Origin of the sequence: Bacillus cereus group sp. BfR-BA-01331 (assembly GCF_022663915.1) — a bacterium.
Taxonomy (GTDB): Bacteria; Bacillota; Bacilli; order Bacillales; family Bacillaceae_G; genus Bacillus_A; species Bacillus_A mycoides.
The window spans coordinates 85366-109325 of sequence record NZ_JAKUGJ010000015.1 but is presented as its reverse complement, the minus strand read 5'-3'; the positions used below and the strand labels follow the sequence as shown (position 1 = coordinate 109325).

The window sequence follows — 23960 nt, the reverse complement described above, 5'->3', positions numbered from 1 at the left end:
TGGAAGACTTACCTATCTCAAACCTGTTAAAAAACAAAAAACTATCGAAAGCATTTTCATTTCAAAAATTAAACTTCTTCTTTCAATGTTTATCATACAAGTGCGAGAAGTATGGCATTGAGTATGTAAAAGCTGATAAATGGTTCGCCTCAAGCAAGATTTGCTCATGTTGCGGAGTAAAATACGACCATTCAGTTCAACCAGAAGGACAGTGGAGTTTAAAAATACGTGAGTGGCGTTGTGTTGGGTGCAATAGCCATCACGATAGGGATGTAAACGCGTCGATAAATTTATCAAGATGGGTAAAATAAATGCTTGATAATAGGAGGTAACGATACTGCCTCGTGTGGAGTGTTATCCCCCTCGTCCCTTCGGGGTTGCGAGAACACGATGAAGCACTAACTTGTGTAAATTTGATTGAATTGTATAGATTTAGTTAAGTTTATCGTATCGGGATGCTTGAGGGAATATGTTGAGAAGTTTACGTTTAAAAATTGCAATAGTATTTTCGGTACTTATTTCTATGATGTTTGTAATATTAGGTACAGCTGTGTATCAATTGCAAAAAGAGAAAGAAACGCACTCCTTAGACCAGTATTCTGAAAATACGATGGATCTTGTGTCAGAGCAGTTAACTGCATTTATACAGCGAATTGAAGAAGATATGGGTCATTATGGATCTCATGATGATATTCAAAACATGCTACAAGATGGGGTTACTCCAGAAGAGGAGAGTTTTATTTTAAAGGAATTTTCAAGGTTTAAAAAGAATCATCCTGATATTTTAGATGTCTACATTGGGACGAAAGATAAAAAAACGTTGAGTGCAAATCTTGCAGATGGTGGGACAGTTCCAGAAGGATATGATCCGACGAGTCGCCCTTGGTATAAAGCGTCAGAAGCAGCTACAGAATCGACTATTTGGGGAGAGCCACAATATGAAATCGCGACGGGTAAGTTAAGTATTGGAGTTTCAAAAGCCATTGTCGGACAAGATGGTTCTGTGTTAGGTGTTGTAGCAATGGATGTATCACTAGGAACGATTCAAAAGCTACTCCATAATATTCAATATAATAATGGCGGAGAAATGTTTGTTATAAATGATAAAAATATTGCCATTGTGTACCCGGAGAAAGTAGGAAAAGATGTTTCGAAAGAACCACTTGTTAAAAGTTTAAATAAAGATGAAACGAAATTTGCGGCGGCGACATTAGGTGGAAAAGATGTAGTAGCCTATAGTCAATTGTTTGATAAGATGAAATGGAAAATTGGGATTGTATATCCGAAAGAGTCAATTGATAACTTACTCGTAGAAACAAGAAATACAGTTATTATAATGGCATGTATAAGTTTATTAATTGGAATATTAGCTTCATATTTATTCTCAAGAAGATTAGCAAGACCATTACAACTATTAACAAATCACGTTCAAAAAGTAGCGGAAGGTGATTTAACGCTACAAATGAAGGTGACCAGTAAAGATGAGGTTGGTATGCTTACGACTCACTTTAATCATATGGTTGAGCAAATGAATGAAATGGTAAGTAAAATTAAAAATAGTGTATCGACAGTGCAACAATCGACTCACAATCTGCATTATTTAACGAATGAAACTGTAGCAGCTAGTAGAGAAGTTTCAGGTGCAATGGATGATGTGAGCGGAGGCGCGTCTACTCTTGCTAATAGTGTAGATGAAGTTTCAGCACAACTTGAAAATATGGCACAGTCGATGGAACAGATGAATAGTTCTGTTGGTGAAATAAAGGGAGTGACCGGCAAAGCAGAGGAAGCATCTAAACAAGGGTTAAATACGATGCGGAATTTAGTTCGTACGAGAGGACAATCATCTTCTATCATTGTTCATACAGAGGAAGCGTCTGGTAAGTTAGAGCAAAGAGTTGGATCGATTCAAAATGTAGTAGAGCTTATAAAAGGTATTTCGGATCAAACAAATTTACTTGCTTTAAATGCTTCGATTGAAGCAGCACGTGCAGGTGAACAAGGTAAGGGATTTGCGGTTGTTGCTGAAGAGGTTCGAAATTTAGCTGAACAATCAAAAGAGGCAACCGGAGAGATTGCAACGATGATTGGTGATGTACAATTAGAAGTAAAGCGAGTTGTAGAAGTTGTAAGTAAGTTGAAAGATATTGCGGATATACAAAATAAAGTTACGACAGAGGCGGAGACAGAATTCCGCACAATCATGTCAGTCGTAAGTACAATTAGTGCTTCAGTAGAGAAGATTGTAGCAGAAGTGCAGAATATAGGTCACGAGCAAGAAGAAATTACAGATGTTATGCAAACAATCGCTGGTACGAGTCAAGAAAGTGCAGCTGTTTCTGAAGAGGTAAATGCAGCGACTGAGTCACAGGTTAATCATCTAGAGAAAGTTGCTCACACGATGGAAAGTTTGACAGAGAATATGAGAGACTTAGAAAGATTGATTGAGCAGTTTAAAGTAGAAGAGTAATGTATTAGTAAAATGATGAGGATTTCGGTAAAATAGACAATGGATATATAAGAAGCAGTAATAGGAGGAAGATTATTATGGCAATTGTTGATGTATCGATTATTCCAGTAGGAACAGGTAATCCAAGTGTTAGTGAATATGTAGCAGAAGTACAAAAGGTACTAGAGAAAAATGCTGATCGCGTGAAGTATCAATTAACACCGATGAATACAGTAATTGAAGGAGATCTTCCTGTCATTTTAGAAGTCATTCAACAAATGCATGAAGTTCCATACACGAAAGGTGCACAGCGCGTTGCGACAACAATTCGTATCGATGATCGCCGTGATAAAGTAAGTACGATGGAGAAGAAATTAAACTCTGTTCAATCAAAATTATAAGAAAAAGCAGCGATCTTCGCTGCTTTTTTCATATAGGAGGAAAATAAGATGAGTGAAAAGTTTAATGAGCAGTTTGATGGCTTGCTAGAGAAATACACGGAACTATTACTTGGAGAGAGCAACGAAGAGCGAAAAGAGCAGGTACAGAAATGGGCACTTTATTCTTATATGGCTAAGACGATGCCAGCTTTAGTGAAACATTGGAATGAGACGTATCCAGATGCAAAAGAAGAGATGGTACAGTTAATTACGAATATTAAAAAGCTGAATGATGAGAAGCGAAATGAGAAGTAAGAAGGCTTGAGATAATGTTACCTCAAGTTTTTGTTATTAATATCCTTATATAATTTACATGAAATATAAATGGTTTTGTGAGCATGTCGAATATTTTCGGCATGCTCATTTTTTCCCTAGTAAACCCGTTTTTTCTGAATGTCGAAAAATATTTTCTTCATATTTACAAACGAGGATATAGGGTTTTAAATGTTTTGATAGTATTTTATAAATTATCTAAATAATTATTTGTATCAAATAATTTTAAACAATGATATAATTTCGAAGAGGGGTAAAAAACAGATAAATTATAGTCATAGGGGTGAATTACATGGAACAATTAATGCGAAATTCGTTTCTTTTCTTATCTAAAAATAAAGCGCTAACAAAACTGGCTAAAAAGTACGGTTTACGCTTTGGTGCAGGTCGCTTCGTCGCAGGGGAAACGATTGAATTAGCGACAGCTGCAATTAAAGCATTAAATAAGCAAGGTCTTTGTGTAACAATCGATTATTTAGGTGAATTCGTTGATAACGAAGCGGAAGCAAATGAAATGGCTAGCGAATCGATTGAAGCGATTCGTGCAATTGGAAGAGAAGGTCTTAATTCGCAGCTTTCTTTAAAGATGACTTCTATGGGATTAGATATCTCTGACGAAATCGTAATGAACAATATGCGCCGTATTTTAGAAGCTGGAAAAGAAAATGGTGTGTTTATTACAATTGATATGGAAGACTATACGCGCTGCGGAAAAACAATTGATATCTTTAAACAATTAAAATCTGAATACGATAATATTGGTACAGTTATTCAAGCTTACTTATATCGTACAGAAAAAGATATGGAAGATTTAAACGCTTATAATCCTAATTTACGTCTTGTAAAAGGGGCCTATAAAGAACCTGAAGAAGTAGCGTTCCCGGAAAAGAAAGATGTAGATGACAATTATAAAAAAATTATTAAAATGCACTTATTAAATGGAAATTACACTGCAATTGCTTCACATGACGAAGCGATTATTGAATATACGAAAAAACTTGCGGAAGAACACAACATTCCAAGGGATCAATTTGAATTCCAAATGTTATTTGGTATTCGTACAGAGCGTCAACTTGAGCTAGTAAAAGAAGGTTACAAAATGCGCGTTTACGTGCCTTATGGAAACGACTGGTATGGCTATTTCATGCGCCGTCTAGCAGAACGTCCAGCAAACGTTGCGTTCGTATTAAAAGGTATGATCAAAAAATAACCAAGGAGAAAATACTCCTTGGTTATTTTAATTGCTGAAATGCGTAGTGCGCCATTTTCTTCGTATCAGGATATAGCTGCGTACGAGTAGAAGATAACACGACGTTAATGACGCGTTTACCGTCTTTTTCATCAACTGTTACGACTGTGTATTTTCCGAGTGCTGATAAACCGCTTTTACTTCCAATCGCATATGGATCATCATATAGTTCTTCTCGTCCATAGTTTGCGATTTTTGGAGAGCGTTCGGAAGTATGTAGAGTTGTACGTGTTGAATTCATATATTCTAAAACAACCGGGTACTTTAATGCTTCTTTCGTAATAATAGCAATATCATAAGGTGATACTTTATTTCCAAGTGCATCAGCACCACTTGCGTTTTTGAAAGTCGCATGCTTTGTACCGAGTTCCTTCGCTCTAGCATTCATCATTTTCACAAACTTTTCTTTTGATCCCGCAATATGTTCAGCGATTGACTCAGCGATTGGGTCTGCACTAATAATAAGCATAAGTTTTAATGCCTCATCACGTTTTAACTTTTCACCCGCGCGAAGCTTAATCTTTGCACTTTGACTTTCTGTTTTAATCGCATTCTCTGTAACCGTAATTTCTTCATCTTCTTTTACATTCTCTAGTAAGAGTAAGGTAGTCATCATTTTCCCTATACTAGCGGGATAAGAGCGTTCATCTTCCCGTTTTCCATACAAGATTTCACCTGTGTCTGCATCGATTGTAATCCCGTATTGCCCAGTAATGTTAGGCTGATCTACTTTTACAGCTTGTTGTCTGTGAGCGTAAGAAAAGAAAATCATCCCTGTAAATAGTGTGGCGATCATTACAATCATAATTATTGTTCGTTTCATCGTCGTTCCCTCTTTTGTTTTCCATATGTACAAATAAATTGGGCAGAAAAAGCAGCCATTAATCATTATGCCACGTTCTCTGCCCAAAAATATAGCGTTATTTTTCGCCCATATTATGCTTCTTATATTGTTGGTTATTACTTTGACGCCCTTTTTCAACACCGTGATTATGCGGACCTGCATTTCCAGTTACACTTGCTGCGCTAATTCCAGCTTTTGAAGGGTTCTTCTTAAGTTTTGCCATATATATTCCTCCAGTTTCGTCAGATTATAAAAAGGAAAAGTGCATTTTAATGAAGAAAATACACATGTATAGCATAGCCAAATGAAAGAAATATATTTATTTCAGAAAATTTTATCAATAAATATATTGCGAAAATTCAAACTGTATCATATATTTATTAGTAGAGGCTCACTCATTGATTGCGACTTATGTCGAAAAATTGAATGAGCATTCATTCAAGAATAGGGGGAGAAATGGATGTTCCAAATTAAAAAGGCTGCTGTTCTAGGTTCAGGCGTAATGGGTTCAGGGATTGCGGCACACTTAGCTAATATTGGTATTCCGACATTATTGCTTGATATTGTACCACCTGCGCTTACGAAAGAAGAAGAGGCGAAGGGACTTACATTAGAACATAAAAGTGTGAGAAATCGTTTTAGTAATACGGCTGTGCAAAAACTATTAAAGCAAAAACCAGCTCCTCTGACAGTGAAAGGAAATTTAGCACTGATTGAAGCAGGTAACTTAGAAGATGATCTTGAGCGTCTAGCTGATGTAGATTGGATTATTGAAGTAGTAGTTGAAAACTTAGATATAAAGAAGAAACTATTTGAAAAAGTAGATGCTGTTCGTAAACCAGGCTCAATTGTGAGCTCAAATACATCAGGCATTTCCGTTGAAAAAATGGCAGAGGGTCGTTCAGACGACTTCCAGAAACACTTCTTAGGAACACACTTTTTTAACCCACCACGATATTTAAAACTTCTAGAGGTAATACCGACGAAAGAAACTGATCCACAAGTATTAAGCTTCATGAAACTATTTGGCGAAGACGTTCTTGGAAAAGGCGTTGTTATCGCAAAAGACACACCAAACTTTATTGGAAACCGCATCGGTACGTATGGATTGCTTGTAACGCTTCAAGAAATGATTAAGCGTGGCTATAGCATTGGAGAAGTTGACTCTGTAACAGGTCCATTAATTGGTCGTCCGAAGAGCGCAACGTTCCGTACATTAGATGTTGTTGGTTTAGATACATTTGTACACGTTGCAAATAACGTATATGAAAATGTACAAGAAGAAGAGCGCGACGTATTTAAAGTACCTGCTTTTATGCATGACATGCTTGATAAAAAATGGCTTGGAAGCAAAACAGGTCAAGGCTTCTTCTTAAAACAAGGAAAAGAAATTTTAGAATTAAACCCTGAAACGATGGAATACGAAGCACGCAAAAAATTAAAAGCTGCATCCGTAGAGTTAAGTAAACAAGAAAAAGGATTAGCGAATAAATTGAAAGCGCTTGTATACGCGAAAGATCGCGCAGGAGAGTTGTTATGGAATATTATCACACCAACTCTTTTATACTCTGCAAAACTTCATAAAGAAATTGCTGACGATATCGTTGCAATTGACCAAGCGATGAAATGGGGCTTTGGATGGGAGCAAGGACCATTCGAAATTTGGGATGCAATCGGCGTTGAAAAGTCTGTTCAAAAGATGGAAGAAAACGGCGCAGTTGTTCCTACTTGGGTGAAAGAAATGGTAGAGAAAGGTTTCACTACTTTCTATAAACATGATAACGGCGATAGCTACTATTACGACAATGGTGAATATAAGCTAATCGAACGTAACAAAAAAGCAATTTCTCTTAAGCAGTTAAAAGAGAAAAACGGTGTGTTAAAGAAAAATAGCGGAGCGAGCTTAATTGATTTAGGCGATGGTATCCTTTGCTTAGAATTCCATTCGAAGAGCAATGCAATCGGTATGGATATTACGCAAATGATTAACTACGCTGTTGATGAAGTAGAGAAAAATTATAAAGGTCTTGTTATCGGAAACCAATCGAAGAACTTCTGCGTTGGTGCGAACCTTGCAATGATCTTAATGGAAGCACAAGACGACAACTACTTTGAAATTGAGTGGGTTGTGAAAAACTTCCAAGATGCAATGACGAAAATTAAGTACTCTTCTAAGCCAGTTGTAGCGGCGCCATATGGTATGACGCTTGGCGGTGGTACAGAAGTTTGTTTACCAGCAGCGAGCATTCAAGCTTCTAGTGAGACTTATATGGGCTTAGTAGAAGTAGGTGTTGGCTTAATCCCTGGCGGAGGCGGTAATAAAGAGCTATACATTAAACACTTAAACAAAATGGCAAACGGTGTAGAATTCGACTTACAAAAAGTTGCGAATAAAGTATTCGAATCTGTAGCGATGGCGAAAGTTTCTACATCAGCACAAGAAGCTGTATCGAACAACTTCTTAGGCGATAAAGACGGTATTAGTGTGAATGGTGATCACTTACTATATGATGCGAAACAAAAAGCACTTTCTTTATATGAAGCAGGTTATAAAGCACCTATCCGCAAAAAGATACCAGTTGTTGGTGAGACAGGATATGCAGCGCTTGTACTTGGTGCAGAGGCAATGCATTTATCAGGTTACATTTCTGAACATGATCTGCACATTGCGAAGAAACTGGCATATGTCATTGCGGGCGGAAAAGTGCAGTACGGAACAGAAGTTGATGAGCAGTATTTATTAGATGTAGAACGTGAAGCATTTATTAGCTTAGTAAGTGAGATGAAATCACAAGCAAGAATGCAGCACATGCTTGTAAAAGGAAAACCATTACGTAACTAATAACGAGGGGAGATATCGTTCATGAGAGAAGCTGTCATTGTTGCGGGAGCAAGAACACCAATTGGAAAAGCAAAGAGGGGTTCATTAAAAACAGTTCGTCCTGACGATCTAGGGGCGTTAGTAGTAAAAGAAACGTTAAAGCGTGCGAATTATGAAGGACCAATTGATGATTTAATTTTCGGTTGTGCGATGCCAGAAGCAGAGCAAGGTTTAAATATGGCTCGTAATATCGGCGGATTAGCAGGACTTTCTTACGATGTTCCAGCTATTACAATTAACCGTTACTGTTCTTCAGGCTTACAAAGTATCGCTTACGGAGCAGAGCGCATTATGCTTGGTCACTCTGAAGCTGTATTATCAGGCGGAGCGGAATCAATGAGTTTAGTTCCAATGATGGGACACGTTGTTCGTCCGAATAGTCGCCTTGTAGAAGCAGCACCAGAATATTATATGGGTATGGGGCATACAGCAGAGCAAGTTGCTGTGAAATATGGAATTTCTCGTGAAGAGCAAGATGCATTCGCGGTAAGAAGTCATCAACGTGCTGCGAAAGCATTAGCTGCAGGGAACTTTGCTGATGAAACAGTATCTGTAGATGTAACATTACGTACTGTTGGATCAAACAACAAACTGCAAGAAGAAACAATCATTTTCGCACAAGACGAAGGTGTAAGAGCAGAGACGACGCTAGACATTTTAGGTAAATTACGTCCAGCATTTAACGTTCGCGGTTCTGTAACGGCTGGTAACTCTTCACAAATGAGTGACGGTGCAGCATCTGTACTATTAATGGATCGTGAAAAAGCAGTGAGCGATGGCATGAAGCCACTTGCAAAATTCCGTTCATTCGCAGTAGCTGGAGTACCACCAGAAGTAATGGGAATCGGCCCAATTGCTGCAATTCCGAAAGCGTTAAAATTAGCTGGTTTAGAGCTATCTGATATCGGTCTATTTGAACTAAATGAAGCATTCGCTTCTCAATCTATCCAAGTTATTCGTGAACTTGGTCTAGATGAAGAAAAAGTAAACGTAAACGGCGGTGCAATCGCACTTGGACATCCACTTGGCTGTACAGGAGCAAAACTAACACTATCTCTTATTCACGAAATGAAACGCCGCAACCAACAATTCGGTATCGTAACAATGTGTATCGGCGGCGGAATGGGAGCAGCGGGAGTATTTGAATTACTATAAAAAAAGTGCAAGCGGCTCGCTCAGAATGTGAGGGGGATGGAGCTTCAGACGTAGAGGCGCTTTTTGCCTCGCAGGAAGAAGCGGAGCCACCGGAACTGGATTAGATAAAAAGAATGGAAGCAACAAAGGTTTATAAAAAATAAATGGGAGAGCCAGCTTCTTTCAAAATGAGAGAAGCTGCTCATGAAAATATAAAGGAGGAAATTTTCATGGAAAAAACAGTAGGAAATGCGGTTAAAGGCGGTAGCTTTTTAGTAGATGAGATTACGATTGATCAAGTGTTTACGCCAGAAGATTTTTCATCTGAGCATAAAATGATTGCAAAAACGACAGAGGACTTTATCGTAAATGAAGTTCTTCCGGAGCTTGAATATTTAGAGCAACACGAGTTTGATCGTTCTGTTCGTCTTTTAAAAGAAGCTGGTGAACTTGGTTTACTAGGCGCTGACGTACCAGAAGAGTACGGCGGAATTGGCCTTGATAAAGTAAGTTCAGCGTTAATCGCAGAGAAATTCTCTCGCGCAGGTGGTTTTGCAATTACTCACGGTGCTCACGTAGGTATCGGATCGTTACCAATCGTATTATTCGGTAACGAAGAGCAAAAGAAAAAATATTTACCACTACTTGCAACTGGTGAAAAATTAGCTGCATACGCATTAACAGAGCCAGGTTCAGGATCTGACGCATTAGGTGCAAAAACAACTGCACGTTTAAATGCTGAAGGTACACATTACGTATTAAATGGTGAAAAACAATGGATTACAAACTCTGCATTCGCTGATGTATTTGTTGTATATGCAAAAATAGATGGTGAGCACTTCTCAGCATTTATCGTAGAGAAAGAGTATCCAGGCGTATCTACAAGCCCAGAAGAAAAGAAAATGGGTATTAAATGTTCTTCAACTCGTACGTTAATTTTAGAAGATGCATTAGTACCGAAAGAAAATCTACTTGGTGAAATCGGTAAAGGTCATATTATCGCGTTCAACATTTTAAATATCGGTCGTTATAAATTAGGTGTTGGTACAGTCGGATCTGCGAAACGTGCAGTAGAAATTTCAGCACAATATGCAAACCAACGTCAACAGTTCAAACAACCAATCGCTCGCTTCCCATTAATTCAAGAGAAACTTGCGAATATGGCAGCAAAAACATATGCAGCTGAAAGCTCTGTATATCGTACAGTAGGTTTATTCGAAAGCCGCATGAGCACATTATCTGAAGAAGAAGTAAAAGACGGTAAAGCAGTAGCAGCTTCTATCGCTGAATATGCAATCGAGTGTTCTTTAAATAAAGTCTTCGGTTCTGAAGTATTAGATTATACAGTAGATGAAGGTGTTCAAATTCACGGTGGTTACGGATTTATGGCAGAATACGAGATTGAAAGAATGTACCGTGATTCTCGTATTAACCGTATTTTCGAAGGAACGAACGAAATTAACCGCCTAATCGTACCAGGTACGTTCTTACGTAAAGCGATGAAAGGTGAATTACCACTTCTTCAAAAAGCACAAAAATTACAAGAAGAGTTAATGATGATGATGCCAGAAGAAGTAGGCGATGAGCCATTAGCACTTCAAAAATATTTAGTAACTAACGCGAAGAAAATCGGTTTAATGGTAGCTGGATTAGCTGCTCAAAAATACGGTAAAGCATTAGATAAAGAGCAAGAAATTCTTGTGAATATCGCTGACATCGTAAGCAACCTTTACGCAATGGAATCAGCTGTTCTTCGTACAGAAAAAGCAATTAAAACAACTGGTCTTGAAAAGAATAAACAAAAAGTGTTATACACTGAAGTATTCTGCCAAGAAGCATTCAATGAAATCGAAGCAGATGCGAAAGAAACACTTATCGCAGTTGAAAATGGCGACATGCTGCGCATGATGTTATCATCATTACGCAAATTAACACGCCACACGCCACTTAACGTAATTCCGAAGAAACGTGAAATTGCTACGAAAATTTTAGAAGATGAGCGTTATACAGTTTAATATCTTTAAAGAACGGTAGTCGTATAAACGACTACCGTTCTTTTTTTTTGAAAAAATGAAATTTTTAGTGACATAAAACTAATGCCATTAGTATAATGAAACTAATAGCGTTAGTTTTTTGGAAAAGGAGCTGGAAATATGAGAATGATACATGAAAAAACGGTATATCAATTGTCATTTTTACCAAGAGTGTTTCCTGTGAATTGTTACTTTGTGGAGGAAGAAGATGGTTTAACTTTAATTGATGCGGCTTTGCCATATAGCGCAAAAGGTATTTTACAGGCGGCTGAGAAAATAGGGAAACCAATTACTAAGATTGTATTAACGCACGCGCATGATGATCACATCGGTGCATTAGACGCATTAAAGGAAGTACTTCCTGATGTCCCAGTCTATATTTCTAAGCGGGACGCAAAGTTGTTAGAAGGAGATACGTCGTTACAAAAGGATGAACCGAATATACCAATAAAAGGCGGTGTACCGAAAAAGGTAAAAACGGTACCGGATGTTTTATTGGAAGAGGGCGACCGAGTTGGATCGCTTCTTGCGATTATGACACCGGGACATACGCCAGGATCCATGTCGTTTCTTGATGTACGAAATAAAGCTCTTATTGTCGGGGATGCCTTCCAAACAAGAGGAGGTATGGCTGTTTCGGGACAAATGAAATTTTGGTTTCCGTTTCCTGCGATGGCAACGTGGAGCAAAGAAATATCATTACAAAGTGCAGAGAAGCTAAGAGAATATGAGCCTTCCTTGCTTGCGGCAGGACATGGAAAAATGATAAAGGATCCAGGCACTGCCATAAAACTTGCTATTAAGGAAGCTAAGCAGAATATAGAAAGTATGAAAGAGGGTTAATTTATGTCACCGAGAATCGGACTTACATTACAGAAAATTGTAGAAACAGCTGCAGAAATTGCAGATACAAATGGAATACAAGAAGTAACATTAGCTTCATTAGCGAAAAGGTTAGGGGTACGTTCGCCCTCGCTATATAATCATGTGAAAAGTTTACAAGATGTACGGAAAAATCTTGGTATTTACGGAATAAAGCAGCTGCATAACAGACTGGAAGAAGCGGCCTCGGATAAACGTATGGATGAAGCAATTCATGTATTAGGAGAAGCGTACGTAGCGTTTGTCCGAAAACATCCTGGGTTGTATGAAGCAACCTTTTTACGAGATGAAGAAGTAAGAAAAGCAGGTGACGGAATTGTAAAGCTTTGTCTTCAGATTTTACAACAATACGGCTTAGAAGGAGAGAATGCACTTCATGCGACACGTGGATTCAGAAGTATTTGTCATGGATTTGCGTCGATTGAACAGCAGGGTGGATTTGGTTTGCCGCTAGATTTAGATACAAGTTTACATGTGTTATTGGAAACGTTTATTAAAGGATTACATGTAATGAGAGATTGAATAAGAAGAGAGACAACGTGAATTTGTTGCTGATTATGCTTTTTGTATAGTAGGCTGCGGTTTGCTGGAGGCAAAATTACAAAAGGATGTGAAGTGAAATGTTTGCAGGACATTTTGGCTTAGCGGCAGTAGTGAAAACAAAGTCACCTAAACTACCACTTTGGGCTCTCATGTTAAGTACACAATTATTGGATATCATTTTTTTACCGCTTTATGTTTTAGGAGTAGAGACAATTGAACCTATTAATAGTAATGGTTATGGTGAAGCGATCATTCACGCGGATTATTCACACTCTTTAATAGGAGCACTGTTTATTGCTTTTGTTGCAGGAATGTTGGGTATGAGGTTTTGGGGCAAGCGGAGTGGCTTTGTTGTTGGCGCTGTAGTTTTTAGTCATTGGATTCTTGATTTACTTGTGCACCGTGCTGATTTGCCGTTACTTCCAGGGAATTTCGGAGATTTACCTATGCTTGGTTTTGGGTTGTGGCGATTTCCGGCTATTAGTATCATATTGGAATGTATTCTTATTGCGGTGGGTGGCATATTATACTTCCGATTTACCGTTTCCAGTGCGGGCGAACAAAAGAAATGTATAGCACGAGTAACCGGCGGATTGGTAGTTGGATTATTAATTCTTTCGTTACTTATAAGTATGGCGTCTTGAATATGAATAGCCGGAAACCTTAGAAGCAATTCTAAGGTTTTTTAGTGCATATGATTCCAAAAGAACAGTAGGCTTTTTCCCATTAAATGATATTATCTTGCAGGTTTGAAAAATGTGTATATGGCTAAGGAAAAGCAAACGAAAATAAATGCGATAGGATCTTGATATGGATTAGGTTCAGAGCCCTTCTGGATTTCTGTAAGGAAGTCATGTGTTTTCATGTTCATTTCTCCTTTAATTAATAAGTTTTATATGATGCGAGGGTTATGGTGGATAGATAAGAAATTTTTGAAATTCCATCTAATGATTATTTTATAGTAATCTAATTCCAAAAACTATATAATACAAAGCTTTCATGATATGTAAAATTGCATATTATTCTTTTTGAAATTTTTGTTATATTATCTATATATTTTCATTAAAGGATTTTTGTTAAGGTAATGAAAACAAATGGAGGAATAGTATGAGAAAAACAGTATTAGACGCGTATGATGCAGAAAGAGAAGTAGATAACATAACATATAAAAATCTAGTTGTAACGATTGCAAGCATTTTAGGGTTCTCACTATTAGGGGGATTATTCCTTGCTTTAGCCCTTGGGATTTTTGGAGAAGAGGTATTACGTGCTAATTTAGAGGGGTATTATTTACTTCTATTTGATGCAGCTGTTGTTACTATTGTTTTATGTGCTTATAAACCAGTGCTTCATTTTATTAAGAACATTTGGAATGTATCTGTTTTAAAAAATGGGAAAACCTACTTGTATTTATTAATAGGTTTTATCGTCATTGCATTAACTCAGTATGTAATGTTAGAGTTGTTTAGCTTTGAAAGTGCAGAGCAGCAACGAGATCAATTAGGGAGCTTAGGACTTCAAAATAGTCTACAAAGTATTATATATGTGTTAAGTGTTGCTATAATTACACCAATTAAAGAAGAAATTTTATATAGAGGTATTTTGTATCGATTTTTTGAAAAGAAATATAGTTTTCTAGTTGGTATCATTATTTCTTCCTTCATCTTTGGGATTCTTCATGGTGGTTTTCCGATTACGGCAATGATTATGGGGATTGTATTTGCTATGTTATATAAGAAAACACAATCTATTGTACCTAGTATCATTTTACATATTGTATGGAACCTACTTGTGAGTATAAGTATGATTGTTTCTTTATAAAATTGAATGAATATTTAGCGGAAAAGATGAATGGCCTAGCCATTCATCTTTTATTTTGTTTATATGTGGGAAAAGTTAATGAATACAATCCAAAAAGAACCAAATACTAATGATGAATGAACAAAGAAAGGCGGGTATGTTATATGCAAAACTTAACAGAGCTTGAAGTTGAAAACTTACGTCATTTAATTGGTGGACATGCGACGATTATTAACAAATTGGAACAGTATGCACAGGCTTGTACGGACCCACAGCTAAAGCAAATGCTTGAGAAGGATGCGCAAGATGCACGAAATACGAAACAGCAATTAATGAATTTTCTAGGATAGGAGGAAGAGAGAAATGAATGAAAAAGATATGGTAAATGATTATTTAGCAGGGTTAAACTCAAGTTTAACAAGTTATGCAAATTATATTTCTCAGTCTGATAATGAACAGTTACATCAAACGTTAATTCAAATTCGTAATCAAGATGAATCCCGTCAACGTAATATGTATGAATACGCAAAGCAAAAAAGTTATTATAAGCCGGCAGCGCCTGCTAATCCAATGATTGTACAGCAATTAAAAAGTCAATTAAGTGCGGAATAGTATGATGAATGAAACGAGCGAATGGATTCGCTCGTTTTTTTGTTTGGTATATGTCAATAAATACATAAAAAATATTTTTTCAGTTGTAACAAATATGACGAAAATTGAATATAACAATTCACAAAAAGGACAAAAGTTTGTTCAATGTTTCACAAAGTATCCATGGTTTCTATCGTGGGAATCTTTATAATTAGGAGTGTAAAGAACAAAAGAAATAGATTACATGATCGATTAGGAGAGATTGCTATGAATAGAAACACAAGAAAAATTGCAATTATTGGTACTGGATTAGTTGGATCGAGCTGTGCGTATTCAATTGTGAATCAAGGCATATGTGAAGAATTATTATTAATTGATATAAATCATGAACGAGCAGTTGGAGAAGCGATGGATTTATCGCACTGCATTAACTTTACAAATACAAGAACAAAAGTATATGCAGGAAGTTATGAAGACTGCAAAGATATGGACATTGTAATTATTACAGCAGGACCAGCGCCAAAACCTGGACAAAGCCGTTTAGACACTTTAGGAGCAAGTGCAAAGATTATGGAAAGCATTGTTGGCGGCGTAATGGAAAGTGGATTTGATGGTATTTTCTTACTCGCATCGAACCCAGTTGATATTATTACATATCAAGTGTGGAAATTATCTGGATTACCTAGAAATCGTGTGATAGGTACTGGTACATCACTAGATTCTTCTCGCTTAAGAACAATTTTATCTGAAATGTTACATGTAGATCCTCGTAGTATTCATGGGTATTCATTAGGAGAACATGGTGATTCTCAAATGGTTGCTTGGTCTCACGTAACTGTTGGTGGAAAGTCGATTTTACAAATTTTAGAAGAGAAAAAATACCAATTTGGTGAAATAGATTTAGATGAAATCGTTGAGAAGACTGCAAAAGCTGGATGGGAAATTTATAAGCGCAAAGGAACTACTTATTACGGAATCGGAAATTCTTTAGCTTATATCGCTCGCTCAATTTTCAATGATGATCACCGTGTTATCGCTGTTTCAGCCATTTTAGATGGTGAATATGGCGAATACGATATTTGTACAGGAGTACCAGCAATTATTACTAGAGATGGTATAAGAGAAGTGGTAGAACTAAACTTATCAGAAGATGAAGAAAGTCGCTTTGCAAAATCAAACGATGTTTTACGCGATTATATGAAAACAATTGGTTACTAAATTATAGGAGAAGGTGAAACAAATGAAGGAATATATAATGTCTCGTGTGTTTAAAGCTTCAGCCGGAATCGCACAGGGTATTTTCGTATCCCTTGGAATTGGTTTACTGATCGAAAATATAGGAAGAATTGTTGATATCCCATTACTTATTACAATCGGAGTTGTTGCAAAATCACTTATGGCACCAGCAATTGGAGCCGGGATTGCCTTTATGCTCGGTGCAAACGGACTCGTAATTTTCTCAGCAATGGTAGCTGGAGCAATTGGAGCAGGTTCCATTTCAATTACTGAAGCTGGTCTCATCATTAAAACAGGTGAACCAATCGGTGCATTATTAACAGCGACTTTAGCAGTTTATATTGGTAAACGATTAAGTGGAAAAACTGCTTTAGATATGATGCTCGTTCCATTTGCAGCAATATTAGGTTCTGGTTTAGTCGGTATTTGGTTAGCTCAGAATATTAGCCCAGTTTTAAATACAGTTGGAGCATTCATTAAAGATAGTTCAGCTGGTAGCCCGTTTATCGCTTCTATCGTGATTGCTGTAGTTTGGGGATTGTTACTTATCTCTCCAGCTTCATCAGCTGCGTTAGCGATAGCGCTTAGCTTAGACGGTGTTGCAGGCGGTGCAGCACTTGCAGGATGTGTTGCTCAATTTATCGGATTCTCTGTTATTTCAGCGAAAGAAAATAACTTAGGCGGCATATTAGCTCAGGCACTTTGTACTCCAAAAGTGCAGTTACCGAACATTACTAAAAATCCAATGATTCTCGTCCCAACTGTCGTCGCCAGTGCAATAGTTGGCCCAGTATCGGCACTAATTTTCCAACTGGAAGCAGGAAAAGAAATTGCAGGTCTTGGATTAAGCTCTCTTATCGCACCAATTAATTTAATTTCCAGCCAAGGGTGGGAAGTTGTCCCAGCGATGATAATCACTTATATCATCATCCCAGTAGCGGTTTCTTATATACTTTACATTGCTCTTAAAAAAGCAGGTCGTATTCATTCTGGTGACATGACTGTACCACAATCTTAATTTGAAAATCTCCTTAATATAGAGAAAAGCAGACTGAAGCAACAGTCTGCTTTTTACATTTTTTGATTTTGTTTTACTGGAACACGTACGGTTTCTTTTGCTAATAACAACTGAACGCCGAAGTAAAGTACGCTTGCAAGCGTCATTCCAGAAATGGCGTCTACAAATGCATGCTGCTTCGTAAATAATGTTGATAAAATAATAAGCGTACCGAAGAAAGTAAGGATGTAATATTCCAAAGTATGCTGTTCCTTGCGCTTAAAGGCAGCTAACATAATTACAAATGTCGTAAGGACATGAATGCTTGGGAAGCAGTTTACTGGATGATCAATACTATAAATATAGCGGACTAGTTCGGAAAATACATCTGTTCCAACGACGGTTGGGCGTGGTACAGTTGTCTGCCAAAAAAAGTAAATCGAAAAACAAGCAAGTTTTCCAAGAATTACACTACTTAAAGTGACATAATATTGCTTTCGATCAGCAAAACAGTAATAAATAAGTGCACCGTATAAGTATGGAAACCAAAGTAAGTAAGGAATAATAAATGCTTTCACAAATGGAATCCAATCATCTACTACAGTTGTGACATCTACTGCGTGAACAGTAGATTTATTTAATACATCGTAAAGGGGACTTACGAGTACGAGTAGAAGTATATAACTTAACGGAAGAAGAGATGAAAGTTTAAATTTCTTCATGATAATCTCCTATGTTTTAGTAATGTAAATAAATTCAATTGATTATAATATAGAAAATCCAATTGGGCTATCGATTTTACTTACATTTTCTTGAATTCACCTTACATTTTTGTCACTTGACTTAAAAGAGGGGGAGGGTGCTATATGAAGCGTTCATTTTATTTCTTAGTTTTTATATTGTTATGCCTAGTGAGTACTGGGTGTGCAAAAGATAAAGAAGGAGAGAAATTAGAATATAACGGGAGAGCACTCGTCATTGGAGTTGTTGGTGAAAAGCCGAAAGATACATTTAGAAATATAAAGTTTGAAAACGTTAAGTTAGAAGAACTGAAAAAGGAATCTGGAGCAGTAGATGGTTTTCTAATAATGAAAGAGCACTTTCAAGAAGCTTCGAAAGAGCAGTATAAAGATGTATTTTCATCGCTAAAGAAACCAGTGTTTTTTATTGGTTTACAAGATAAATCATATTCAACTTTTATTACAAAAGGGATAGAGTATAACAGTGCACGAAAAGATGTAAATGCTATGTACGTGCAAGGTTTTGCAAATATTGGAAGTGGCGAAGGGCAACAATGGGGAGTAGGTTTATCGAATGGTGGAAATACAGAAGAAAGTATTCATAATATGTATATAGTAGTATTTCAAACCATTTCGGACTATTTAAGTCGATGATGAAGGGGCCTGTAAAAGGGCTCTTTTTATTTTTAAATAAACGTTTGTTTAAGAGGTATGTTCGGTATGGAAGAATTCATGTATTCCGAAGGTTGGGGTAGAAAAACATGAAATTAATCAAACGTTTGTTTAAGGTATATGTTCGGTATAAAAGAATCTACGTATTCCAAAGGTCGAGGTAGAAAAATATGAAATTAATCAAACGTTTGTTTAAGATATATGTTCGGCGTGGGATGAGAAAAAATTTTTAAAAAATTATATATTTATTTTTTCTTAATAAATGGCGGAAAAATAAGAAAAATTAGCAGGATTATTAAAAATTATCACGAAATAAGTAAAAGTTTAGCGAATAATCGTTTGAAATAATAAAATGTTTTCTATATGATAAAGGTAAAGGTTAGTAAAAAAGTAGGTGAATTTATGACAGTAACATTTTATTCATATCCAAAATGTGGCACATGTCAAAAAGCAAAGAAATGGTTTGAGGCAAACGATGTAGCATATGAGATGATTCATATTGTTGAAAATCCACCGTCAAAAGAAGATTTACGTAATTTACATGAGAAAAGTGAATTACCATTAAAAAAATTCTTTAATACAAGTGGAATGCGTTACCGCGAACTTGGTTTAAAAGATAAGTTAAAGGATGCAAGCGAAGACGAAATGTATGAGCTTTTAGCATCTGATGGCATGTTAATTAAACGTCCAATTGTAACAGATGGAACGAGTGTAACACTTGGTTTTAACGAAGAGCAGTTTGAAAGTGTGTGGAAAAAGTACCAATAAGGTATTTTTACATAATTAATACATTCACTGGAGGTACAGTCATGAGCATTCCAAATAATTTACGTTACTCTGAAGAACACGAATGGGTAAAAACAGAAGGTAATGCGGTTGTTATCGGTATTACTCATTTTGCGCAAGGTGAGTTAGGCGATATCGTATTCGTTGAACTTCCTGAAGTAGGTGCAACAATCCAAGCTGACGAGCCATTCGGAAGCGTAGAATCTGTTAAAACAGTTTCTGAATTATACGCACCTGTAAGTGGTAAAGTTGTAGCAGTAAACGAAGAATTAAGTGACCAACCAGAACTAGTTAACGAATCTCCATACGAGGGTGCATGGATGGTTAAAGTTGAACTTTCTGATGCAAGCCAAGTTGAGAAGTTATTAACTGCAGAAAAATATGCAGAAATGACAAACCAAGACTAATTATAGTCGACTAAGGACAGCCTTTGTGCTGTCCTTTTTTATTTTGTGTACATAACGAATTTAAAAACATATATATTAATTATTATATAGGAGAACGTTTTTGAAAAAACTTTTTTCATGGAGGCTTCATGCTGAGCAAGCCGCTTGCGCTTTTCGTTGTGATCCAGCTCCAGCGGCTAGATTGTTCGGTGGCTTCGCTTCTTCCTACAAGGCAAAAAGCGCCTTTACGTCAGAAGCTCCATCCCCCTCACAATCTGAGCAAGCCGCTTGCGCTTTTCGTTGTGATCCAGCTCCAGCGGCTAGATTGTTCGGTGGCTTCGCTTCTTCCTACAAGGCAAAAAGCGCCTTTACGTCAGAAGCTCCATCCCCCTCACAATCTGAGGGAGCCGCTTGCGCTTTTCGTTGTGATCTAGCTCCAGCGGCTAGAACAGTCGGTCATTTCACTCCTTCACTTGAGGCAAAAAGCGCCTCTAGTTCAGGAGTTCCAATGCCCTCCTGTTCTGAACGAGCCGCTTGCGCTTTTCTTTTGCAAAAATAAACAGGAAACAACATGAAAATAACGAATATACTATATACTAAGTTAAAGGTTGTATAGTATATGGTGATCGGGTGATGACATATGATTTATGTGGAAAAAGTCATTATTGTAGAAGGTAAATCGGATAGAAGAAAGATTGAATCTATTATTCGTGAACCAGTGGAAATTGTTTGTACAAATGGTACAATTGGTTTGTCGAAAATGGATGAGCTCATTGATCAATTTTTTGATAAGGACGTATATGTGCTAGTGGATGCTGATGATGCAGGAGAAAAGTTAAGGAAACAATTCCGAAAAGAATTTCCGCAAGCAGAGCATATTTATATTGATCGCTCGTATCGCGAGGTGGCGACTGCACCTTCTTCACATTTAGCAAATGTATTATGGGGAGCAGACATTGACGTTTATACAGAATATTTACGGTAAGGAATGATAGAAGTGATTGATTGGACAGGTGCCGAAGCTACAGCCCTAATAGGAAATGAAGAAAAAACAGTGTTATATGTGTATACACCAATGTGTGGAACATGCCAATTGGCAAAGAAGATGTTAACGGTCGTTGAGATGACGATTGAAGATTTGAAAATTGGAATGTTAGATTTAAATTATGCCCCGCATTTAGCGAAAGAGTATGGGATAGAAAGTGTACCGTGTTTACTTATTTTTGAAAATGGGACACTGATGAAGAAAATATATGCATTTCATTCGGTTGAATATTTATATACGGAATTAAAGTAGGCGGCAAAGTTTTTGCCGCCTCGACATATTTCTTGGGAAATATGTCGACATGCGTGATAGATACAGTATTTGTCGAGCGAAAATAACAGGATTGCCCTTTAATAAGAGGGAATGGTATGTAATAGAAAGTGATATGAGGGATGTGGTTTAGGATGAAATTATATTCTTTGCTTCAATCATTTGTAAATTACGCTAATGGCCAATATCATTTAGAACCGCTTTTAAGGCAAGGAGAAAGAACTGTTAATTTTCGTTTTGGAGATGAATGCTGTTCGTTACAAATTTCAAGAGATTATATAGAAGTTTTGAAAGAGGCGAGAGGAACGGAACAAATCGTTTGTTTAGAGGAAGAGGATGTACGAAAATTAGTGACTGGAAATATGAGGTTGCAAAAGTTAATGAGTGATGGACGGGTACAATATTCTGGAACGTATCGAACGATGTTATTAGTTGAATCGATGTTTCATATATGTAAACCGATGTCAGTCGGAGCTTAAAATTCTGAAGTTTCTTTTTTTACGAAAATTTCTGTTGACAGAGCGTGTGGATATTGATACAATTCAATTCATAAAATATAGACAATTTCATAAATTTTAAATCAGACGAAAATTTAATCTGATTTCTCTTATTAAGAGAGGTGGAGGGACTGTGCCCTGTGAAGCCCGGCAACCGTCAACTTATGTTGAAATGGTGCCAATTCCTGCAAAGCAAATGCTTTGAGAGATGAGAGAGAGGGATAATGTTGTTATATACGCATATAAACCTTTCTGCTTCTCTAGAAGCGGAAAGGTTTTTTGTCGTTTGAATGCGGAGGACATTCAAATAATAAGAGGAGCTATAACGATGGACTACACGCATCAAAAACAAAAAATGCGGAGTCTATCCAAAGTTTTATGAAATCCAGCTCCAGCGGCTAGAACGTTCGATGGCTTCGCTTCTTCCTATGAGGCAAAAAGCGCCTCTACGTCAGAAGCTCCATCCACTTCACATTCTAAACGAGCCGCTTGCGCTTTTTAAACAAAAAAGGGGTGAGCATCATGATCTTATTAGAAAATGTAAAGAAAATATATAAGGCAAAAAGCGGTGATGTCACTGCTGTAGATAACGCCAACTTACAAATAGAGAAAGGCGAAATATTTGGTGTTATCGGATATAGTGGCGCTGGGAAAAGTTCTTTAATTAGATTGTTTAATCAGTTAGAGAAACCGACGTCTGGTCAAATTACAATCGCAAATCGTGTAATTTCAGCAATTACAGGAAGTGAACTTCGTAAGGCAAGACAAGAAATCGGAATGATTTTTCAGCACTTCAACTTACTTTGGTCACGAACTGTACGCGAAAATATCGAATTCCCACTTGAAATTTCGGGTGTGGATAAGGCGAAGAGAAGAAAACGTGTTGATGAGTTAATTCATCTCGTTGGATTAGAAGGAAAAGGAGACGCATATCCATCTCAGTTAAGTGGTGGACAAAAGCAGCGCGTTGGGATTGCAAGAGCGTTAGCAAATAATCCACAAGTACTTTTATGTGATGAAGCAACGTCAGCTCTTGATCCGGAAACGACAGATCAAATTTTAGATTTATTGTTAGATATTAATAAGCGTCTCGGCTTAACAATTGTATTGATTACGCATGAGATGCACGTTATTCGCAAAATTTGTAATCGAGTTGCTGTAATGGAGAAAGGGAAGATCGTAGAAACGGGTCCAGTACTTGACGTATTCCGTAATCCACAGCAAGACATTACAAAACGATTTGTACAGCAGTTAACTGATTCTGAAGATACGAATGAAACGATTGAAAGTTTAATAGAAAAGTATCCAGATGGAAAAGTAATTCGTTTGCAGTTTATCGGTGAAGCCGTAGAAAGACCGGTACTTCAAAGGTTAATGCAGCGCGGTGATATAGAAGTTAGCATTTTGCAAGGAAATATCGCGCAAACGAATAACGGCTCTTACGGAAGTTTAGTCGTTCATTTAAATGGTGAAGAAACAGCGATTCAGCAAGCAATAGAAGGGATTCATCAAGATCAAGTAGAGCTGGAGGTGATTGCACATGGATAAGTTAATCGCAAATGTTGATTGGAATCAAATGTTAGAAGCAACTGGTGAAACGTTATATATGACGGCAATCGCAGCGCTTGCCACATTTGTTTTAGGACTTATTTTAGGACTATTACTCTTTATGACAGCGAAAGATAATTTATGGGAAAATAAAGCGATTAATACGGTGATTGGAGCGTTCGTAAACATTTTCCGTTCTATACCGTTCATCATTTTAATTATTTTATTAATCCCATTCACAAAGATTCTTCTTGGAACAATTCTCGGAGCGAGTGCAGCGCTGCCAGCTTTAATTATTGGAGCGGCACCATTTTACGCGAGAATGGTTGAAATCGCACTTCGTGAAATTGATAAAGGTGTAATTGAAGCTTCAAAAGCGATGGGAGCAAAAACAAGCACAATTATTTTGAAGGTGTTAATTCCAGAATCGTTACCAGCGTTAGTATCTGGTATTACGGTTACGACTATTGCTTTAGTAGGCTATACAGCAATGGCAGGTGTTGTTGGTGCTGGTGGTCTTGGAACACTTGCTTACTTAGAGGGATTCCAGCGTGGAAATAACGATGTAACAATCGTTGCGACAATTTGTGTATTACTCGTTGTATTTTTAATTCAGTGGATTGGTGATAGTTTAACGACTCGAATAGATAAAAGATAATGAAAA

The 23960-nt window shown here is 37.1% G+C and carries 29 protein-coding genes and 1 riboswitch; of the genes, 25 read left to right on the top strand and 4 right to left on the bottom strand.

Features of this window, described 5'->3' with window-relative positions; translation table 11 throughout:
• The 5 genes from MR155_RS22340 to MR155_RS22320 all read left to right on the top strand — a co-directional run.
• Positions 1-311, top strand: a 311-nt coding sequence (locus MR155_RS22340) for a transposase (protein ID WP_242311115.1), incomplete at its 5' end; no start/stop codon positions are given.
• 158 nt (positions 312-469) lie between these two features.
• A complete protein-coding gene (locus tag MR155_RS32455; protein WP_242311114.1) occupies positions 470-2470 on the top strand; it encodes a methyl-accepting chemotaxis protein in 2001 nt (666 codons plus the stop codon).
• Positions 2471-2547: 77 nt separating this feature from the next.
• Entirely contained in the window at positions 2548-2850 is a 303-nt protein-coding gene (locus tag MR155_RS22330; RefSeq protein ID WP_002089423.1) for an MTH1187 family thiamine-binding protein, read from the top strand.
• Positions 2851-2898: 48 nt separating this feature from the next.
• Complete coding sequence (locus tag MR155_RS22325; RefSeq protein ID WP_001290599.1) at positions 2899-3144, top strand: YusU family protein; 246 nt, start codon at positions 2899-2901, stop codon at positions 3142-3144.
• A gap of 310 nt (positions 3145-3454) precedes the next feature.
• On the top strand, positions 3455-4372 hold the full coding sequence (locus MR155_RS22320; RefSeq protein WP_002112697.1) for a proline dehydrogenase family protein: 918 nt from the start codon (positions 3455-3457) through the stop codon (positions 4370-4372).
• Between the two features lie 22 nt (positions 4373-4394).
• Here the strand turns inward: MR155_RS22320 and MR155_RS22315 are convergent, their stop codons facing one another.
• Positions 4395-5234: a D-alanyl-D-alanine carboxypeptidase family protein gene (locus MR155_RS22315; protein ID WP_219301027.1), complete on the bottom strand. Its 840-nt coding sequence runs from the start codon at positions 5232-5234 to the stop codon at positions 4395-4397.
• A gap of 97 nt (positions 5235-5331) precedes the next feature.
• On the bottom strand, positions 5332-5478 hold the full coding sequence (locus tag MR155_RS22310; protein ID WP_002034611.1) for a YuzL family protein: 147 nt from the start codon (positions 5476-5478) through the stop codon (positions 5332-5334).
• A gap of 237 nt (positions 5479-5715) precedes the next feature.
• Here MR155_RS22310 and MR155_RS22305 point away from each other — a divergent pair, with 237 nt between their 5' ends.
• From MR155_RS22305 to MR155_RS22280, 6 genes are all read left to right on the top strand, one after another.
• Positions 5716-8097 carry a 3-hydroxyacyl-CoA dehydrogenase/enoyl-CoA hydratase family protein gene (locus MR155_RS22305; protein WP_242311113.1) on the top strand — a complete coding sequence of 794 codons (2382 nt, stop codon included), beginning with the start codon at positions 5716-5718 and terminating at the stop codon, positions 8095-8097.
• Positions 8098-8118: 21 nt separating this feature from the next.
• Positions 8119-9291 (top strand): acetyl-CoA C-acetyltransferase, encoded by a 1173-nt coding sequence (locus tag MR155_RS22300; RefSeq protein WP_001206343.1) that lies wholly within the window; start codon positions 8119-8121, stop codon positions 9289-9291.
• Positions 9292-9500: 209 nt separating this feature from the next.
• Positions 9501-11285 (top strand): acyl-CoA dehydrogenase family protein, encoded by a 1785-nt coding sequence (locus MR155_RS22295; protein WP_242311112.1) that lies wholly within the window; start codon positions 9501-9503, stop codon positions 11283-11285.
• A gap of 138 nt (positions 11286-11423) precedes the next feature.
• Positions 11424-12146: an MBL fold metallo-hydrolase gene (locus MR155_RS22290; RefSeq protein WP_242311111.1), complete on the top strand. Its 723-nt coding sequence runs from the start codon at positions 11424-11426 to the stop codon at positions 12144-12146.
• 3 nt (positions 12147-12149) lie between these two features.
• Positions 12150-12707: a TetR/AcrR family transcriptional regulator gene (locus MR155_RS22285; protein ID WP_242311110.1), complete on the top strand. Its 558-nt coding sequence runs from the start codon at positions 12150-12152 to the stop codon at positions 12705-12707.
• A 98-nt stretch (positions 12708-12805) separates the two neighbouring features.
• Entirely contained in the window at positions 12806-13372 is a 567-nt protein-coding gene (locus MR155_RS22280) for a permease (RefSeq protein ID WP_242311109.1), read from the top strand.
• Positions 13373-13464: 92 nt separating this feature from the next.
• Here MR155_RS22280 and MR155_RS31840 read toward each other — a convergent pair whose 3' ends face one another.
• The gene (locus MR155_RS31840) at positions 13465-13593 is read right to left on the bottom strand and encodes a hypothetical protein (RefSeq protein ID WP_264539414.1); all 129 of its coding nucleotides are present in this window, start codon (positions 13591-13593) and stop codon (positions 13465-13467) included.
• A 242-nt stretch (positions 13594-13835) separates the two neighbouring features.
• Between MR155_RS31840 and MR155_RS22275 the strand changes: the two genes are divergently transcribed.
• The 5 genes from MR155_RS22275 to MR155_RS22255 all read left to right on the top strand — a co-directional run bounded on the left by MR155_RS22275 (position 13836) and on the right by MR155_RS22255 (position 17373).
• Positions 13836-14549: a CPBP family intramembrane glutamic endopeptidase gene (locus MR155_RS22275; protein WP_242311108.1), complete on the top strand. Its 714-nt coding sequence runs from the start codon at positions 13836-13838 to the stop codon at positions 14547-14549.
• A gap of 143 nt (positions 14550-14692) precedes the next feature.
• Entirely contained in the window at positions 14693-14878 is a 186-nt protein-coding gene (locus tag MR155_RS22270; protein WP_242311107.1) for a hypothetical protein, read from the top strand.
• Positions 14879-14891: 13 nt separating this feature from the next.
• On the top strand, positions 14892-15140 hold the full coding sequence (locus tag MR155_RS22265; protein WP_002034620.1) for a spore coat protein: 249 nt from the start codon (positions 14892-14894) through the stop codon (positions 15138-15140).
• A 246-nt stretch (positions 15141-15386) separates the two neighbouring features.
• Positions 15387-16337: an L-lactate dehydrogenase gene (locus MR155_RS22260; RefSeq protein WP_472927177.1), complete on the top strand. Its 951-nt coding sequence runs from the start codon at positions 15387-15389 to the stop codon at positions 16335-16337.
• Between the two features lie 22 nt (positions 16338-16359).
• Complete coding sequence (locus MR155_RS22255) at positions 16360-17373, top strand: PTS sugar transporter subunit IIC (RefSeq protein ID WP_002112681.1); 1014 nt, start codon at positions 16360-16362, stop codon at positions 17371-17373.
• A gap of 53 nt (positions 17374-17426) precedes the next feature.
• Here MR155_RS22255 and MR155_RS22250 read toward each other — a convergent pair whose 3' ends face one another.
• Positions 17427-18074 (bottom strand): phosphatase PAP2 family protein, encoded by a 648-nt coding sequence (locus tag MR155_RS22250; RefSeq protein WP_002143641.1) that lies wholly within the window; start codon positions 18072-18074, stop codon positions 17427-17429.
• A 144-nt stretch (positions 18075-18218) separates the two neighbouring features.
• Here MR155_RS22250 and MR155_RS22245 point away from each other — a divergent pair, with 144 nt between their 5' ends.
• The 9 genes from MR155_RS22245 (at position 18219) to MR155_RS22205 (ending at position 23954) form a co-directional block, all read left to right on the top strand.
• A complete protein-coding gene (locus MR155_RS22245) occupies positions 18219-18746 on the top strand; it encodes a hypothetical protein (protein ID WP_242311106.1) in 528 nt (175 codons plus the stop codon).
• Between the two features lie 420 nt (positions 18747-19166).
• On the top strand, positions 19167-19532 hold the full coding sequence (locus tag MR155_RS22240) for an arsenate reductase family protein (protein WP_002129756.1): 366 nt from the start codon (positions 19167-19169) through the stop codon (positions 19530-19532).
• Positions 19533-19573: 41 nt separating this feature from the next.
• Entirely contained in the window at positions 19574-19957 is a 384-nt protein-coding gene (gene gcvH / locus MR155_RS22235; RefSeq protein WP_000026895.1) for a glycine cleavage system protein GcvH, read from the top strand.
• A gap of 181 nt (positions 19958-20138) precedes the next feature.
• Positions 20139-20495 (top strand): hypothetical protein, encoded by a 357-nt coding sequence (locus MR155_RS22230; protein WP_242311105.1) that lies wholly within the window; start codon positions 20139-20141, stop codon positions 20493-20495.
• Positions 20496-20576: 81 nt separating this feature from the next.
• Entirely contained in the window at positions 20577-20921 is a 345-nt protein-coding gene (locus tag MR155_RS22225; protein WP_000640865.1) for a toprim domain-containing protein, read from the top strand.
• Positions 20922-20924: 3 nt separating this feature from the next.
• A complete protein-coding gene (locus tag MR155_RS22220) occupies positions 20925-21233 on the top strand; it encodes a thioredoxin family protein (protein WP_002015940.1) in 309 nt (102 codons plus the stop codon).
• Positions 21234-21385: 152 nt separating this feature from the next.
• Complete coding sequence (locus tag MR155_RS22215; protein WP_242311104.1) at positions 21386-21730, top strand: hypothetical protein; 345 nt, start codon at positions 21386-21388, stop codon at positions 21728-21730.
• A gap of 125 nt (positions 21731-21855) precedes the next feature.
• Positions 21856-21963: riboswitch (SAM riboswitch) on the top strand.
• A 307-nt stretch (positions 21964-22270) separates the two neighbouring features.
• Positions 22271-23296: a methionine ABC transporter ATP-binding protein gene (locus MR155_RS22210; RefSeq protein ID WP_242311103.1), complete on the top strand. Its 1026-nt coding sequence runs from the start codon at positions 22271-22273 to the stop codon at positions 23294-23296.
• Positions 23289-23954, top strand: a complete 666-nt coding sequence (locus MR155_RS22205; protein ID WP_085312710.1) for a methionine ABC transporter permease — start codon at positions 23289-23291, stop codon at positions 23952-23954. Before MR155_RS22210 ends, MR155_RS22205 begins: the two co-directional genes overlap by 8 nt.
• Positions 23955-23960 lie beyond the last annotated feature (6 nt).

What these genes read in the sequence shown, in the direction of transcription:
- MR155_RS32455 (WP_242311114.1), top strand. Translation starts at nt 470, where the DNA reads ATGTTGAGAAGTTTACGTTTAAAAATTGCAATAGTATTTTCGGTACTT.
- MR155_RS22330 (WP_002089423.1), top strand. Translation starts at nt 2,548, where the DNA reads ATGGCAATTGTTGATGTATCGATTATTCCAGTAGGAACAGGTAATCCA.
- MR155_RS22325 (WP_001290599.1), top strand. Translation starts at nt 2,899, where the DNA reads ATGAGTGAAAAGTTTAATGAGCAGTTTGATGGCTTGCTAGAGAAATAC.
- MR155_RS22320 (WP_002112697.1), top strand. Translation starts at nt 3,455, where the DNA reads ATGGAACAATTAATGCGAAATTCGTTTCTTTTCTTATCTAAAAATAAA.
- MR155_RS22315 (WP_219301027.1), bottom strand. Translation starts at nt 5,234, where the DNA reads ATGAAACGAACAATAATTATGATTGTAATGATCGCCACACTATTTACA.
- MR155_RS22310 (WP_002034611.1), bottom strand. Translation starts at nt 5,478, where the DNA reads ATGGCAAAACTTAAGAAGAACCCTTCAAAAGCTGGAATTAGCGCAGCA.
- MR155_RS22305 (WP_242311113.1), top strand. Translation starts at nt 5,716, where the DNA reads ATGTTCCAAATTAAAAAGGCTGCTGTTCTAGGTTCAGGCGTAATGGGT.
- MR155_RS22300 (WP_001206343.1), top strand. Translation starts at nt 8,119, where the DNA reads ATGAGAGAAGCTGTCATTGTTGCGGGAGCAAGAACACCAATTGGAAAA.
- MR155_RS22295 (WP_242311112.1), top strand. Translation starts at nt 9,501, where the DNA reads ATGGAAAAAACAGTAGGAAATGCGGTTAAAGGCGGTAGCTTTTTAGTA.
- MR155_RS22290 (WP_242311111.1), top strand. Translation starts at nt 11,424, where the DNA reads ATGAGAATGATACATGAAAAAACGGTATATCAATTGTCATTTTTACCA.
- MR155_RS22285 (WP_242311110.1), top strand. Translation starts at nt 12,150, where the DNA reads ATGTCACCGAGAATCGGACTTACATTACAGAAAATTGTAGAAACAGCT.
- MR155_RS22280 (WP_242311109.1), top strand. Translation starts at nt 12,806, where the DNA reads ATGTTTGCAGGACATTTTGGCTTAGCGGCAGTAGTGAAAACAAAGTCA.
- MR155_RS31840 (WP_264539414.1), bottom strand. Translation starts at nt 13,593, where the DNA reads ATGAAAACACATGACTTCCTTACAGAAATCCAGAAGGGCTCTGAACCT.
- MR155_RS22275 (WP_242311108.1), top strand. Translation starts at nt 13,836, where the DNA reads ATGAGAAAAACAGTATTAGACGCGTATGATGCAGAAAGAGAAGTAGAT.
- MR155_RS22270 (WP_242311107.1), top strand. Translation starts at nt 14,693, where the DNA reads ATGCAAAACTTAACAGAGCTTGAAGTTGAAAACTTACGTCATTTAATT.
- MR155_RS22265 (WP_002034620.1), top strand. Translation starts at nt 14,892, where the DNA reads ATGAATGAAAAAGATATGGTAAATGATTATTTAGCAGGGTTAAACTCA.
- MR155_RS22260 (WP_472927177.1), top strand. Translation starts at nt 15,387, where the DNA reads ATGAATAGAAACACAAGAAAAATTGCAATTATTGGTACTGGATTAGTT.
- MR155_RS22255 (WP_002112681.1), top strand. Translation starts at nt 16,360, where the DNA reads ATGAAGGAATATATAATGTCTCGTGTGTTTAAAGCTTCAGCCGGAATC.
- MR155_RS22250 (WP_002143641.1), bottom strand. Translation starts at nt 18,074, where the DNA reads ATGAAGAAATTTAAACTTTCATCTCTTCTTCCGTTAAGTTATATACTT.
- MR155_RS22245 (WP_242311106.1), top strand. Translation starts at nt 18,219, where the DNA reads ATGAAGCGTTCATTTTATTTCTTAGTTTTTATATTGTTATGCCTAGTG.
- MR155_RS22240 (WP_002129756.1), top strand. Translation starts at nt 19,167, where the DNA reads ATGACAGTAACATTTTATTCATATCCAAAATGTGGCACATGTCAAAAA.
- gcvH (WP_000026895.1), top strand. Translation starts at nt 19,574, where the DNA reads ATGAGCATTCCAAATAATTTACGTTACTCTGAAGAACACGAATGGGTA.
- MR155_RS22225 (WP_000640865.1), top strand. Translation starts at nt 20,577, where the DNA reads ATGATTTATGTGGAAAAAGTCATTATTGTAGAAGGTAAATCGGATAGA.
- MR155_RS22220 (WP_002015940.1), top strand. Translation starts at nt 20,925, where the DNA reads ATGATAGAAGTGATTGATTGGACAGGTGCCGAAGCTACAGCCCTAATA.
- MR155_RS22215 (WP_242311104.1), top strand. Translation starts at nt 21,386, where the DNA reads ATGAAATTATATTCTTTGCTTCAATCATTTGTAAATTACGCTAATGGC.
- MR155_RS22210 (WP_242311103.1), top strand. Translation starts at nt 22,271, where the DNA reads ATGATCTTATTAGAAAATGTAAAGAAAATATATAAGGCAAAAAGCGGT.
- MR155_RS22205 (WP_085312710.1), top strand. Translation starts at nt 23,289, where the DNA reads ATGGATAAGTTAATCGCAAATGTTGATTGGAATCAAATGTTAGAAGCA.